This window comes from Yeosuana sp., assembly GCF_057126245.1.
In genome coordinates, this window is sequence record NZ_DBNGMQ010000012.1 from 1 (window position 1) to 15,195 (window position 15,195).

General features: G+C 30.2%; 12 protein-coding genes. 6 read left to right on the plus strand and 6 right to left on the minus strand.

Annotated features, from left to right (window positions below; all coding sequences use genetic code 11):
* Positions 1-189 precede the first annotated feature (189 nt).
* The gene (locus tag AC15TD_RS01190; RefSeq protein ID WP_484450309.1) at positions 190-1,065 is read left to right on the plus strand and encodes an OmpA/MotB family protein; all 876 of its coding nucleotides are present in this window, start codon (positions 190-192) and stop codon (positions 1,063-1,065) included.
* A gap of 167 nt (positions 1,066-1,232) precedes the next feature.
* On the opposite strand, the gene AC15TD_RS01195 is transcribed toward AC15TD_RS01190, so the two are convergent.
* A complete protein-coding gene (locus AC15TD_RS01195) occupies positions 1,233-2,951 on the minus strand; it encodes a T9SS type A sorting domain-containing protein (protein ID WP_484450310.1) in 1,719 nt (572 codons plus the stop codon).
* Positions 2,952-3,733: 782 nt separating this feature from the next.
* Between AC15TD_RS01195 and AC15TD_RS01200 the strand changes: the two genes are divergently transcribed.
* On the plus strand, positions 3,734-4,039 hold the full coding sequence (locus AC15TD_RS01200) for a response regulator (RefSeq protein WP_484450311.1): 306 nt from the start codon (positions 3,734-3,736) through the stop codon (positions 4,037-4,039).
* Position 4,040: 1 nt separating this feature from the next.
* Here AC15TD_RS01200 and AC15TD_RS01205 read toward each other — a convergent pair whose 3' ends face one another.
* The 4 genes from AC15TD_RS01205 to AC15TD_RS01220 form a co-directional block, all read right to left on the minus strand.
* Positions 4,041-4,193: an SsrA-binding protein gene (locus AC15TD_RS01205; RefSeq protein ID WP_484450312.1), complete on the minus strand. Its 153-nt coding sequence runs from the start codon at positions 4,191-4,193 to the stop codon at positions 4,041-4,043.
* A gap of 490 nt (positions 4,194-4,683) precedes the next feature.
* The gene (locus AC15TD_RS01210) at positions 4,684-6,516 is read right to left on the minus strand and encodes a M56 family metallopeptidase (RefSeq protein ID WP_484450313.1); all 1,833 of its coding nucleotides are present in this window, start codon (positions 6,514-6,516) and stop codon (positions 4,684-4,686) included.
* A 2-nt stretch (positions 6,517-6,518) separates the two neighbouring features.
* On the minus strand, positions 6,519-6,878 hold the full coding sequence (locus tag AC15TD_RS01215; protein ID WP_484450314.1) for a BlaI/MecI/CopY family transcriptional regulator: 360 nt from the start codon (positions 6,876-6,878) through the stop codon (positions 6,519-6,521).
* Between the two features lie 333 nt (positions 6,879-7,211).
* On the minus strand, positions 7,212-8,066 hold the full coding sequence (locus tag AC15TD_RS01220) for a hypothetical protein (RefSeq protein WP_484450315.1): 855 nt from the start codon (positions 8,064-8,066) through the stop codon (positions 7,212-7,214).
* A gap of 161 nt (positions 8,067-8,227) precedes the next feature.
* On the opposite strand from AC15TD_RS01220, the gene AC15TD_RS01225 reads away from it, so the two are divergent.
* Entirely contained in the window at positions 8,228-9,172 is a 945-nt protein-coding gene (locus AC15TD_RS01225) for a calcium/sodium antiporter (RefSeq protein WP_484450316.1), read from the plus strand.
* A gap of 79 nt (positions 9,173-9,251) precedes the next feature.
* On the opposite strand, the gene AC15TD_RS01230 is transcribed toward AC15TD_RS01225, so the two are convergent.
* Entirely contained in the window at positions 9,252-10,274 is a 1,023-nt protein-coding gene (locus tag AC15TD_RS01230) for a glutamine synthetase beta-grasp domain-containing protein (protein ID WP_484450317.1), read from the minus strand.
* Between the two features lie 263 nt (positions 10,275-10,537).
* Here AC15TD_RS01230 and AC15TD_RS01235 point away from each other — a divergent pair, with 263 nt between their 5' ends.
* The 3 genes from AC15TD_RS01235 to AC15TD_RS01245 all read left to right on the plus strand — a co-directional run bounded on the left by AC15TD_RS01235 (position 10,538) and on the right by AC15TD_RS01245 (position 15,066).
* Positions 10,538-12,724 (plus strand): glutamine synthetase III family protein, encoded by a 2,187-nt coding sequence (locus tag AC15TD_RS01235; protein ID WP_484450318.1) that lies wholly within the window; start codon positions 10,538-10,540, stop codon positions 12,722-12,724.
* A gap of 121 nt (positions 12,725-12,845) precedes the next feature.
* Positions 12,846-14,024, plus strand: a complete 1,179-nt coding sequence (locus AC15TD_RS01240; protein WP_484450319.1) for an AIR synthase related protein — start codon at positions 12,846-12,848, stop codon at positions 14,022-14,024.
* A gap of 73 nt (positions 14,025-14,097) precedes the next feature.
* Positions 14,098-15,066, plus strand: coding sequence for a DUF3078 domain-containing protein (locus tag AC15TD_RS01245; RefSeq protein ID WP_484450320.1), 969 nt, complete (start codon positions 14,098-14,100; stop codon positions 15,064-15,066).
* Positions 15,067-15,195: the final 129 nt, after the last annotated feature.

Below are 15,195 nucleotides of genomic sequence, written 5' to 3' on the forward strand. Positions count from 1 at the left end.
TAAAGGAAGAAGAGGCTTATAGAAAAGAGCATTTAAGACTCATTATTGATGTAAGCAATTTTGAAAAGAAACATAGAGATGTTAAAACGCGCGTGTTTAAATTAATTAAAGGTATCATTAAAGAAGGAAAACAAAAACGATTACTTTCTTAGTAAACTAGTTAAAAAAACAATTCCTTTTGGATGAACGATGAAAACTTTAAAAGTTATATTACTATTTATTTCTTTACTAATCTCTTCTTGCGTTGGTCAAAAAAAATACAACGATTCTTTAGACCATGCTCAAATTGCTGAAGATAGGGCACGGTTATGTCTGAATGATTTAAAATCTAAACAAAATGAAAATTTGATACTTAATACAAAGTTAAGTAACGAAATAAATAAAGTAAATAAACTAGAAAAGCAGATTGAATACTTTAAAAGCACAAATACTAATTTGCTAGACAGGCTTTCAGACCTTTCTGTGGTTAGTAAAACCGGAGCAGAAAGTATTAAGGAATCTTTGGAAGCTTTGAATGAGCAAAATAGGTATATAAAGGATCTTACAACTTCTATGCAAAGAAAGGATTCACTTAATTTGGTATTAGTTATGAACCTGAAAAGATCGTTAGATGATTTTGATGATGAAGATATTAATATAGAAGTTAAAAAGGGTGTCGTTTATGTTTCTATCTCTGATAGGATGCTTTTTAAATCAGGTAGTTATAACATCAGTAACCGAGCTGAAGAAGTTATTGGGAAGATAGCGAAGATTATTAATGATCATAAAGATTTAGATATTCTTGTGGAAGGCCATACAGATAATGTACCCATTGCTACGGATTGTATTGATGATAATTGGGATTTGAGCGTAAAAAGAGCAACGTCTATTGTAAGGTTAATGCAAACAAAATTTGGAGTAGAACCAGAAAGAATGACTGCTGGTGGACGATCTGAATATGTCCCAAAAGCCACAAATGAAACAATTGAGGGACGTGCTCTTAATCGTAGAACTGAAATAGTAATTTTACCTAAACTTGATCAGTTTTTTGAACTTTTGGAACCGCCAAAGCCTATTGATTTCTAATTAGTTATATCAATTCACTTCATGTTAAGAAAGTGTTAGAAGAAAGTATTTGGAATTGTTTTTTTATTGGTGTTATATAAATTAAAGTAGAAAAGAGCCTTATAAAAATTTAAGGCTCTTTTTAAGTTTTATTAGAAGCTTAATATCTTAATTATATTTTAAAGTATTTAGTTTTTTAATATTTTTTTAGTTGTAAACTCATTTTCAGAATAGATTTTAACAATATAAATGCCCTTAGGTAAATTATGAGTTTGAATATTATTAAAATCTGAATGTATTTCTTTCACTTTTTTTCCTAAAATTGAATACACCTCAACTTTTGTAAGTTGGATTTTAGCATCAACAGTTAATATATGTTTTACAGGATTAGGGTAAATACTTATTCTTTTTTCTAAGAAAGATTCTTTAGTTCCGAGGGTTGAATTTACAGAACCTGGACTTGCATAAATACCTGTTCCATTGTAATTCCCCACATAATTGTTTGAACTCTGCCAATTAGAGGGATCGCTATTATCTGCTGAAAGGTTAATTAGTTCCATTGAATGCCCTAATCCAGCAGCACCTTCTGGCCATGGTTTCCCAGGAGAATAGGTAAGTGAATCTATCTTGACACCTGAATGGTGATTTGTATTGACAATAAAAAGAGATTCTGCTTCATCATTGCTTAAATTGGCTCCCATCCATTCATGTACAATGAATCCAAAAAAATTGTAAAATGCGGCAGCATTCTTAGCAGTGACCCAATAAGAATCTGGTTGTAACGTGAATTCAGGTAATTTTCCACTGGCAATACCGCCTTTTATCATAAGGCCACCTAATTCAATCGGTGCGTCCGTATTATTATATAATTCAATAAATTCAAGATTATCGTTCTGCTCAACAGGAGGTTCATCATACATAATCTCAGAAATAACGAGTCCTTCAGTAAGCGGATTATAGATAAATGTGCTAATACTTGTAACCATGGTATTTCCAGAAAGATCTTTAATATTTGAAATCTCGAGATCATAGTATTTTCCAATTTCTATGGGAGTAATTAAGTTTAAGGTAATCATATCAGGTTTGGTTTGGGTAATCGAACTGACTGAAGGTAATTCCTTCATGTTGTCAATTTTATGTCCGCCAGATCCAGAACCACCATGTCCGCTTGGAGATCCTAATGAAAAAACAAAGTTTGCAGGATTTAATGTTGATTCATCTACAGATTCGTTAAATTGGATGCTAATTTCATTGACATTTAGAGGTTTGGGTTCTAAGGCAACAGGTGGAAATATATCTTCAGGTGCCGCATAAATATACACGTCATCAATAAGCAACTTTGCTACCGTTCCTTTTCTTGCTCCCGACTTTGCCATAAATTGTAAAACGACATTGGGATTATTATTTGCATCAGTATGTAAGGGAAATATGAATTCTTTATATGGTGTGTCAGCATTTAAAAACCCTCGATAATCTGTTCCCATAATAAATTTTGGACCAAAAGTAAGTCCGCCATCCATCGATTGCTTCAAATAGAGTTTAACATGTTTATAATCAGCAGTGGCTTCGGTAGCTACCCAAAATTTAGCTACAATATTTTCCATACCTGTAAGATCAAGATCTACATTTACAAAAATTTCTATTTCTTCACTATCTACTCCTTCTTCAGCAATAGGCCATAACCCTAAAGCTGAAGAACCACTTTTCACATTGGTATGTTCCTGAAATATTCTAGTACTGTCAACATGACTCCCGAACCAATTGTTAATAAAATACACATTGGTCCCTTGTGTGAAAGTTCCATTTTCAAAACTTTCGGTGTAAGGAAATTGAGTAACTTGTGAAAGGGCTTTAGAGTAACATAAACATAAACAGAATACAAGGATTAAAGGTATAAATCGTTTCATAATGCTAGAGTTTAATGATTAATATTGTAATAATAAAAGTACAGTAGCACTGTATTAAATGAATAATTTTAATATCCCTTAAAGTAAATGCCAATAGTTAATTATGAAATGATATTAGTCAGGCTATATTTTTTTTAAATTGTATTTGTTAAATTAATTGATTTCTTTTCTTGTGTTTATGTTTCGTTTGATGTTTTTTGGTTTCCGAAATTCTGTAAGAAAAAAAAGTCAAGACAATGAATATAAATGTTGTTGTAAAACAATCATTTATATTTCTTTAGTTATAGCTATTATTGAAATAGCAGTAGTTGCTTTAGGTATTAAATTGACTATGACTTATTCGGGTAATCTTAGTTAAAGTTTTAATGTTGTTTCCTAATTAAATTTTAACTTTAGAGATATTAAAATCGCTAACAAATAATTTCTTTTCAAATTTTTCAAAAACATGACTAAAGTCATGTTTTATGTTACAAACATTTCTTTCATTTGTAATGTTATTTATTGGTTGGTTGATAACAAAAAAAGGGAATGATTCTACTAGAATGATTCTCTTTTTTTTCTTTTATATAAGTATGGTTTTTGTCATATTTTCTTCAGCCATGATTGACGAGCTTCTTATCTTTCTTTTCAGACTATTTTAAAATTCAATTTTAATAGTTAGCATGAGCATAATTGATGAATTAAGATTTCAAACATGAATTAATATTGCTTTCGTTTTATTGTTGCTAACGTTATTAATTGATGGTTTTAGTATTATCCAAATAAATAATATAAACTAAACTATGGAAGATTTTTATAGTCATCCTTTTGCAGTTTTAAATGCGGCTTCCAATATACAAGTTCAAGTTTCAAACACGAAGCCTGAACTTCCAATAATTACACAGACAGCCTATGCATTCGATAATGAGAAGGATAAAATTATTAAAGCAGGTTGTAATGATTATATTTCAACACCCATTAAGATCGATGATCTTTTGACTATTATAGAAAAAAAACTAGCAAAACTTTCAATACCTTTTAATCAACAAAAAGGGGTGTATCTTGTTTTATTAGAATCAGGCCCAAGCAAAAAATGTTTAAAGTTATAAATTAATTTATAGCATTTTTAGTAACATAATATCGCCACCCAATAATTATTAATTGAAGTTTTGAGGCTTTTGATAAGTCTAATTGCTTTTTAGAATAACTTGGAAAAATAATTTGATTAACCTTGGCTAAAATTTTAAATACTTGCTTTTGCATGATGTAAAATTAGTAAAACTTATTCTAGACTAAGTTCTACTAGATTACTTTTTTAAATGGATAAAATAATTTCAATAAAAATAAAAGCAAGTGTTATCATAATTTATAGTTTTTAAGGTTAATAAAATGAGTTAATTTTACTAATATTTTTTTAAGATATAGAATAAGTAATATTACTTCCAAGAGATTATAAAGAAATCTATGAATTTGAATATACTATTATAACTAAAAAAACAGATATAGTTTCAATATATTTTAATATACCTTAAATGAAGTTAATAAATGTAACTATAATAATATTAAATAGTTATAAACAGTAACATTTGTAGAGTGTTTTTTAAAGTATTTTTAAAATTGTAGCGGGTTTTTATTAAAAATATATTCAATTTTAGGCGTTTCATCTTTTTAAGTTTAAAAAATCAATAAGTAAGTAGCATAAAAAAGGCCGAACAATATATGCTCAGCCTTCTCGGTAAATTTTATGAATACCTTATTTTTTTAAGGTGATAACAATGACCCCATTTTTACCTTTGTCATGATACTTCTTAGTAGCACTTTCTCCTTTTAGGACTTTAAGGCTATCAATGGTGTCTGGATCAATATCGTTCATTTCTTTCTGAGTAATTTCTTTTCCGTCTAGAATATATAAAGGTGTTTTTTCTAAATCTATAAGTTTAGAAATGTTTTTTTCTTTTCTTTTAATTATAATAACGCCGTTAGCTCCTTTTTCTCCATAGTTTTGAATGGCTCCATCTCCTTTAACGACTTCAACTTTATCAATGTTATTTGGGTCGATATCATTCATTTCTTTTTTAGAGATTACTTTTCCATCAACTATAAACAATGGCTCTTTTTCATCTTTTGATGTTATTTTTACACCTTTAAGTACTCTTTTGTATTTCCCATCTTTAGTAATAAATACCATGTCTTCATCTGATTTTATGTTCTTATGAAATTTCTTAATGTGCAAGGAGTCACCATTTTTTATTATAAACTCATCTACTTGCACATCGCTATCATCTACGTCATCTGATGAAATTACAAACACATTATTTTCTGAATCAGAATGATTAATGTTATGTTTTTCCCCATCTTTAGTTATAAAAACCATATTGCTACTTTTTACGTTTCGTGCATTTCCAATAGAAATGTTTTTACCGTCATCATCTACCGAAATTTTTATAGGCTTAATAGATTCATTTGCTTCAATACTGTAATTAGCATTTGAAGTTTTTGAACTTAGATCAATTTTAATAGCCGTTATTTCGCCCTTGTCATTTCGTTTAATACCTTTTACTTTTAATGTAAGCCCTTCGTTTTTAAACTTTAATTTTAACTTCTCAAAGTCACTATCAGTAAAATCTTTTTTAATAATAACTTCAATAGAAGCGGTTTTGATTTCTTTAGTGATATCACTTTGGTTTTTTTTTAGTAATTCGTTTAAAGAATTTGTTTTTACGGGATCTAATGCATTCTCAATAATAACTTCCTTAGTATTAAAACTCATTAAGAACACTGCTAAAACTGGAATAACTAAAGTGTACTTTAATAGATTGATTTTTTTTGATTTTGATTTGTGTAACATAACGATTCGTTTTTTGATTAATGAATTATAAAAATTATTGGTTAAAGCCAATTGATGAGTTGGCATACTTGTTTTTAGTAATGTATATTGATAACTTTTTTTGCAGCTTGAGTAATTTATAGCAGTCTCGTCAGCAATAAACTCTAAGTTTTGTTTTAAATCTTTATTATAAAGCCAAATAACGGGGTTAAACCAAAATATAATACACGCTATTTGAGCTAATATAATATCAAGAGTATGATGTTGACGAACATGAACCTTTTCATGCGTAATAATCTGTTCTAGTTCAGTGTCACTAAATTTATCAGGATTATAAACGATGTAGTTAAAAAAAGAAAAAGGAGAAATATCTTTAGTTGTTTTTATAATCTTATAGGCTTCAGTCTTATTACTTTTGTTTTTTAATAAAATGGGTGTTAAAGATCTTAGTTGTAATATAAATCTAATGGCAAAAATAAGAACTCCTACAAGGTATGCATATGTTAAAAGAGCAACTAAATTAAAAGTATTATTAGTTTCAGTTTGTATGGTAGCATCCGCAAATACAAAACCCTCTAATGGCGTTACTGTCTGTTCAACATAAATAGGGATGACTATATACGGAATGAACATGGCAGCAATTAATCCAGCTAATAAAAACCATCTATTCTGATTAAAGAAGGTATCTCGTTCTAAAAAAACTTTATAGCACGTATAAAAAATCACAATAACGGCACTCGCTTTTAGTAAATATTCCATAATTATTTATTTTTTTCAATTAATGAAATAATCTCCTTAAGTTCCTCCACACTAATTTTCTCTTCCTTAGCAAAAAATGATACCATATTTTTATACGAGTTATTAAAATAATTGTCAATAGCCGTATTCATAAACCCTTTTCGATATTCTTCTTTACTAACAATAGGGTAGTATTGGTGCGTTTTTCCGTAGGCATGATACCCAACATACCTTTTATCTTCTAAATTTCTAATAATAGTAGATAAGGTATTATAATGTGGCTTGTCTTCTTTTATTTCTGCCAAAACATCTTTTACAAAGGCCTTTTCAAGCTTCCATAAAATATGCATAATTTCTTCTTCTTTATTAGTTAATTTTTCCATGGTATATTATTTTGTGCGTTACCTTTTAGGTCAGGCTATTCGCTATATCTCTGTTATGCTTAACTTATTTCAGTTTCTCATCACATACGTTACATCGTCGTAAACAAGTACCAAACTAATTTCGTAGATAAGCATAAAAAAGGATATCACTACTATCCTTAACGTAAAACAAACTTATAACTATTTTTATAGTTATACAACTAAAACTATAGTTATTTAACTAAATTTTAAGTTTTAAGTGGATAAAGTGATACCAATCTATTTTATAGTATTGAGTTATTTGTTGAAAAAAAAGACGTGTTTTGCACGTCTTTTTTATATCTTATGGGGGTATTATTTTGTAGTTGCAATGATGGCACCATCTTTTGCTTTATTTCCATACAAACTAATAGCGGTTTTAGGTTTTAAATCGTCAATAGCCTCCAGTTTGTTTTCGTCTGATAATTTTCTTAGCGTTTTAAAGTCAGATTCCTTACCATTAATAATAATTAATTTATCTATGTTGGGGTCATCCTTAAAATTAAATTTACTTGGTGTGTCTTCGCTTTCTGAATCAAAAAACCAAGACATACCATTTGAGTTCATTCCACTAGATTCAAACTGCTTTTTCATTTGTTCTCTTATTTGGTCAATCGTCATATTTTGTCCTTTAAAGAAAAATGAATTACCATCATCATTAAAAAAGTCATCAAAATTAAAGTTTCCAAATCCATTAAAATTTTGTCCAATTAATGAGTCATTTGAAAATCCGAATGGCATCATATAAGGTTGATTGAAAAATCCAAGGGTCCCATGTTCAGAGTTGCTTTGCGATATAAATAGTAAGCCATCTTTTCTTCCAAACGTTATTTGGGCAATTGGGATATTGCTTGAAATTTCACTCTCAGCTCTATTGTTAGTACTATCTTCCAAAGAAATTTTTAATCCTGTTAATTCGCCTAAATCATTACGTTCAATATTGCTAAACGTTGCGGTAATTCCGTTTTCATTCAGCATACTCTTTATATCTTCAAAATCTTTTAATGTTGTTGATTTATCGATAGTTACTATAACATTTGATTTACTGTCCACCTTGTGAGTTAAAGAAACCTTGGTGGTTTTGTGCGCAAAGCCTTTAAAAGAAATAGTACATATAGCCATGACTATTACTAAGCCTAATCCGATTTTTAAAACATTTTTAGATTTCATAATTTTATATTTTAAATATTCAATTAAAATTATTACATAAAATAATGGCCTAAAAAAGTTTAACTAAACTTTAAAGCAAAAAAGGATTGTTATGTTAATAAATGTGAATTTTTTATTATAATAAAATTTTTGAAATACTATCTTCGTAAAAAAGAATTTTTATGAGCATCCTTTTAGTTGTTTCAGGTTTTATTTTATTGGTAATAGGAGGTGAGTATTTGGTTAGGTCATCTGTTGCATTATCTTTTAAGTTTAACATTTCTAAAATGGTTATTGGTATGACGGTTGTTTCTTTTGCGACCTCTGTACCAGAATTGCTGGTAAGTGTGCAAGCCGCTCTTAAAGGGTCTCCGGCTATAGCTATAAATAATGTAATAGGTTCAAATATTGCAAATATTGGGTTAGTATTAGGTTTAATAGCTATGGTAGGTTCTATTGTGGTCGATAAATCATTCTACAAAATGAATTGGCCCATACTCATTATATTTTCTTTAGTCTTATATTATTTTCTTAAAAATGATAGCATATTGAGTTTTTTAGAAGGCCTTATTTTATTTATTGGCCTAATAATGTTTGTTGTTTTTTTGATAAAAAACACAAGAGAAGATGAGGTTTCAGAAGAAGTAGATGATACGCTCGCTGTTATTTCTAATTTCAAAATTTTTATTTGGTTATTAATTGGAGGCTTGGCACTATATTATGGAAGTGAATGGTTAGTAGAAGGTGCTAAAAAAGTAGCATTGTCAATAGGCGTGAGCGAGGCTGTAATAGGGGTGTCTTTAATTGCAATAGGAACAAGTGTTCCTGAGTTAGCGGCATCAATTATAGCTGTAGTAAAACAAGAAAAAGCAATTTCATTAGGAAATTTAATAGGCTCAAATATTTTTAATATTGGATCTGTGTTAGGTTTAACAGCTATGATTAAACCAATTCCAATAACTGAATCACAAATACTTTCAAATGATATTTTTTGGATGTTAGGCTTTGCCTTTATTTTGTTTCCAATGATTTTTGTGAAAAAGAAATTTGAGATTGATAGACTAAAAGGGTTCTTACTAATATTGGGGTACAGTATCTTTATGGTTTTGATTTTTGCTAAAAACTAGGGTAATACATCATAATAAAAAAGGCTACCATTATGGTAGCCTTTTTTATTATGAACAAATTTATTGTACTATTTAATTATTAAACTTTAGCAGATTTAACCGTTTTAATAATTCTAGCAGCAATTTTATATGGGTCACCGTTTGAAGCAGGACGTCTGTCTTCTAACCAACCTTTATATCCTTTTTGAACCGCAATAATAGGAATACGAATTGAAGCTCCTCTATCTGAAACTCCCCAAGAGAAATCAGTGATAGCAGCCGTTTCGTGTAAACCAGTTAGACGTTGGTCGTTAAATTCTCCGTAAACAGAAATGTGTTCATCTACCACAGGACGGAAAGCTTCACAAATTTTAGCATAAACTTCTTTGTCTCCGCACGTTCTTAATGTACTGTTAGAGAAGTTAGCATGCATACCAGAACCATTCCAATCTAAATCTCTTCCAAGTGGTTTTGGGTGATATTCAATATAATATCCATACTTTTCTGTTAATCGATCTAATAAATATCTAGCAACCCAAATTTCGTCACCAGCTTTTTTAGCGCCTTTAGCAAATAACTGGAATTCCCATTGCCCGCAAGCAACTTCTTGGTTAATACCTTCAAAGTTTAATCCAGCTTGAATACATAAATCAGCATGTTCTTCAACTAAATCTCTACCATGCGTGTTTAAACCACCAACAGAGCAATAGTACATGCCTTGTGGTGCAGGATATCCACCTCTAGGAAACCCAAGAGGTAATTCTGTTTGAACATCCATAATAAAATATTCTTGTTCAAAACCAAACCAGAAATCATCATCCTCATCATCAATTGTTGCGCGTCCATTAGATACGTGAGGTGTTCCATCTGCATTCATAACTTCCGTCATAACTAAATAGCCATTAACACGTTCTGGATCTGGGTAAATTGCAACAGGAATTAATAAACAATCAGAAGATCCACCTTCAGCTTGTCTTGTTGATGAACCATCAAAAGACCAGTTTCCTATTTCTTCTAAAGTTCCTTTAAAGTTTTCATGGTCTTCAACTTTAGTTTTACTTCTCATGTTTTGAGTTGGATAGTATCCATCCAACCAAATGTATTCTAATTTAATTTTTGCCATAATAAATGTTTTATGATTTCTTTAATAATTACACAAATATAATTTTTTATAAATAACATGTATTTTTATAAGGGTATTTTTAAAAATGTATATGTTATTTTTATTTAAACCCTATTTTTTACGCCCTTATTTTAAATAAAGCACATTTTTTTATTTAATTATTAAAAAATCACTAATGCTAAATTTTCAATTTTAAATGATTATATTCGTTATGAAACTCAGTTTTCTAAAAAATAAGGTACTTTAATTAATAATTTAATAAAATGTCAACACTACGGTTTTTTGCTATTAAAGAGTCACTTAAACACAAACCACTATTCATTGAAGAAAAGGAACGTCATTCCGTTTTGTTTGGTGAAAATGTTTTTAATGAAAACACCATGCGTCAATATTTAACAAAAGATGCTTATAAAGGTGTTACGGATGCTATTAAAAAAAGTAAGAAAATAGATAGGAATATTGCCGATCAAGTAGCATCATCTATGAAAGATTGGTCTTTATCAAAAGGTGTAACGCATTATACGCACTGGTTTCAACCATTAACTGGAGCTACTGCAGAAAAACATGATGCTTTTTTTGAAACTATTGGAGGCGGAATGGCTATAGAGAAATTTGGAGGTAGTCAATTAGTGCAACAAGAACCAGATGCTTCAAGTTTTCCAAGTGGAGGCATAAGAAACACATTCGAAGCTAGAGGTTATACAGCCTGGGACCCTACTTCTCCTGCTTTTATATATGGTACAACGTTATGTATTCCTACTATTTTTGTGGCGTATACAGGTGAAGCTTTAGATTATAAAACCCCCTTGTTACGGGCTCTTCAAGCGATAGATGCTGCTGCAACTGATGTTTGTAAATATTTTGATAAAAATGTAAAAAAGGTAACCTCTTCTTTAGGTTGGGAGCAAGAATATTTTTTAGTAGATAAAATGTTGGCAGCCAGTAGACCGGATATTATTTTAACTGGTAGAACGCTACTTGGGCATTCTTCAGCCAAAGGGCAACAGTTAGACGATCATTATTTTGGTTCTATTCCTAGCAGAGCATTAAGTTTTATGCGCGATTTAGAAAATGAGTGTATGTTATTGGGAATTCCTGTTAAAACACGTCATAATGAAGTAGCTCCGAATCAATTTGAGTTGGCACCTATTTATGAAGAAGCTAATTTAGCTGTCGATCATAATGCATTATTAATGGATATTATGGGGCGTGTTGCATCTCGTCATGATTTAAAAGTTTTATTACATGAAAAACCATTTGCTGGAATAAATGGCTCAGGAAAGCATAATAATTGGTCCCTTTCTACAGATACAGGTATTAATTTATTAGGTCCAGGAAAAACGCCAATGAGTAACTTACAGTTTTTAACTTTTTTTATTAATACAATTAAGGCGGTTCATGATAACGAAGAATTATTAAGAGCAGCCATTGCATCGGCAAGTAATGATCATAGGCTAGGTGCCAACGAAGCACCCCCGGCTATTATTTCCGTTTTTATAGGGGAGCAATTAACAAAGGTTCTTGCGGAATTAGAAGGCGTAACCAAAGGAAAATTATCGCCAGAAGAAAAAACCGATTTAAAATTGAATGTGGTTGGGAAGATTCCAGATGTATTATTGGATAATACTGATAGAAACAGAACATCTCCTTTTGCATTTACTGGTAATAAATTTGAGTTTAGAGCTGTTGGGTCTTTAGCGAACTGTGGTAACCCAATGACGGTTTTAAACACCATTGTGGCTAAGCAATTAAAAGATTTTAAATATGAAGTAGATGCTTTAATGGTTAAAAAAGACTTGAAGAAAGACGAAGCTATTTTTAATATTTTGAGAGAATATATTAAAGCGTCCAGAAATATTTTATTTGAAGGAAATGGGTATAGTGATGCTTGGGAAAAAGAAGCAAAAAAACGTGGGCTAAGTAATAATAAAACTACACCTGAAGCATTAAAGGCGAGAGTTTCTGTTAAAACAATAGCCTTATTTGAAGAAATGAAAGTGATGAGTAAAATTGAAATGAAGGCGCGTTATGAGATAGAAATGGAAGACTATATCATGCGAATTCAAATTGAAGGGCGTGTTTTAGGTGATATTGCGCGTAATCATATAGTTCCTACTGCTGTTAAATATCAAAATACATTAATAAAAAATGTGCAAGGTTTAAAGGATATTTTTGAAGAAAAATATAAATCTGTATCAAAAGAACAGATAAATTTAATTGAAGAAATTTCAAATCATATAGAAGCCATAAATGCTGAGGTTATAAAAATGACTAATGAGCGCAAATCTGCCAACAGCATTGATGACATTGAGAAAAAGGCTCATGCATATTGTTTTAAGGTAAAACCTTTATTTGATGATATACGTTATCATTGTGATAAACTAGAATTATTGGTTGATGATGAAATTTGGCCGTTAACAAAGTATCGTGAGCTGTTGTTTACTAGATAATAATTTATTTTTATAAAAGACCTGTTAATCAGGTCTTTTTTTGTTAATAATCAGTAATAAAAAGTTGATGTAAAAAGTAAACAATGCTTACTTTTGCATTTTAAAAAAACAATTTATATTAATGAGTCAAGAGATAAGTAAACGTTATGCGTTGCGAGGTGTTTCTGCATCAAAAGAAGATGTTCATAATGCAATAAAAAACGTTGATAAAGGATTGTTTCCTCAAGCATTTTGTAAAATTGTTCCAGACTATTTAACGAATGATGATGATTATTGTTTGATTATGCATGCCGATGGTGCTGGTACAAAATCTTCTTTAGCTTATATGTATTGGAAAGAGACTGGAGATCTTTCTGTTTGGAAAGGCATAGCACAAGACGCATTAATAATGAATATTGATGATTTATTATGTGTTGGCGCTGTAGATAATATTATGTTGTCGTCAACCATTGGAAGAAATAAAAATTTAATATCTGGAGATGTTATTTCATCCATAATAAATGGAACCGAAGCCCTTATTCAAGAGTTGAAAGCCTTTGGAGTAACAATTCATTCAGCTGGTGGTGAAACAGCGGATGTTGGTGATTTAGTTAGAACAATTATTGTTGATTCGACAGTGACGGCTCGAATGAAACGTTCTGATGTGATTGATAACGCTAATATAAAAGTAGGTGATGTTATTGTCGGGTTGTCATCTTCTGGTCAGGCAACCTATGAGAAATCTTATAACGGTGGAATGGGGAGTAATGGCTTAACTTCTGCTAGGCATGATGTATTTAGTAAATATTTAGCTGAGAAATATCCAGAAAGTTTTGATGCATCTGTACCATCAGATTTGGTGTATTCAGGGAATATAAAATTAACAGATACTGTAAAAGATTCACCAATTGATGCTGGACAGTTAGTGTTGTCACCAACCAGAACGTATGCACCGATTATAAAAGAAATTTTATCAAAATATAATAGTGAATCAATTCATGGAATGGTGCATTGCTCTGGTGGTGCCCAAACTAAGATTCTTCATTTTATAAACAATCTGCATATTATAAAAGACAATATGTTTCCTGTGCCTCCTTTGTTTAAATTGATACAAGAACAATCAAAAACAGATTGGAAAGAAATGTATCAAGTATTTAATTGTGGTCACAGAATGGAGTTGTATGTATCTCCTGAAATAGCCCAAAATATTATTGAAATATCAGAATCTTTTAATGTTGAAGCTCAAATAATTGGAAAAGTTGAGGCGTCAGAAGAAAAAACACTTACAATAAAAAGTGAGTTTGGAGAGTTTAAATATTAATTTTTTATCGAACAGTATGAAATGGAATAATATTTGATAAAAAAATAAATTTTAATTTACGACCACTAACCAAATGAAAAAAATCCTCATCATTCCTTTTTATTTATCATTCCAATTATTAATAGCACAACCGTCATCTTTGTTTCTTAGAAATAACACAAAAAAAATTAGTAATGAAATAAGACCAGAATGGAAACAGAACACGAAAGTGGGTGTTGATTTAAGTGAAGTGACTTTTTCAAATTGGAACGCTGGAGGTAGTAATTCGGTGGCTGCTTTGTTTAATTCTGCAACAAACTTTGATTATAAGGATAAATACTTTTCATGGAAAAACTCACTTGTTACAAGATATGGTCTAAATAAACAGCAAGACAAAGAGTTAAGAAAGACTGAAGATTTAATAGAAATTAATTCAAATATTGGGTATAAGCCAGATAGTTTGTCGAACTGGTATTATTCGGCAAGGTTAAATTTTAAGACCCAATTTACGAATGGATATAAATATCCTGATACTGATAGTCCGATTTCAAAATTTATGGCGCCTGGTTACTTGTTTTTTGGTGGTGGTATGGAATATGCTAAAAATAGAGAAGACCTATCTTTTTATCTATCTCCAATGACATTAAAAACCACTTTTGTATTGGATAAAGAGTTGGCAGATTCTGGGGCATTTGGTGTAGATCCTGCGGTGTTAGATGATGAAGGAAATGTTATTATTGAGGGAAAACGCATTCAGAAGGAAGTAGGTATTTTGATTACAAATAGCTATGAAATGGAAGTTGTTGAAAATATTACTTTAAAACATTTAGTCAGTTTATACACGGATTATATTAACAGCTTTGGAAATGTTGATGTAGATTGGCAGATTAACTTTGATTTTAAGGTGAATCATTTTATTAAAGCTACTTTTGGATCACATCTTAGGTATGACGACGATGTTAAAACTACGAAGCCTTCGGATATAGAAGGAGAGTTTGATGAAGCTGGTGCTAAAACACAATGGAAGCAGTTTTTGGGAATAGGATTTGCATTAGACTTCTAAAAATTGAATCAAAATTTAATTTAAAAAAATTGTTAACTTTTTTATGTTAATAAATTTTTAAAAATCTTAAAATCAATGTATTAGGTTTTTTTCTTGTAAACTTTATGATTTTTGTTAGGTTTTAGGTGT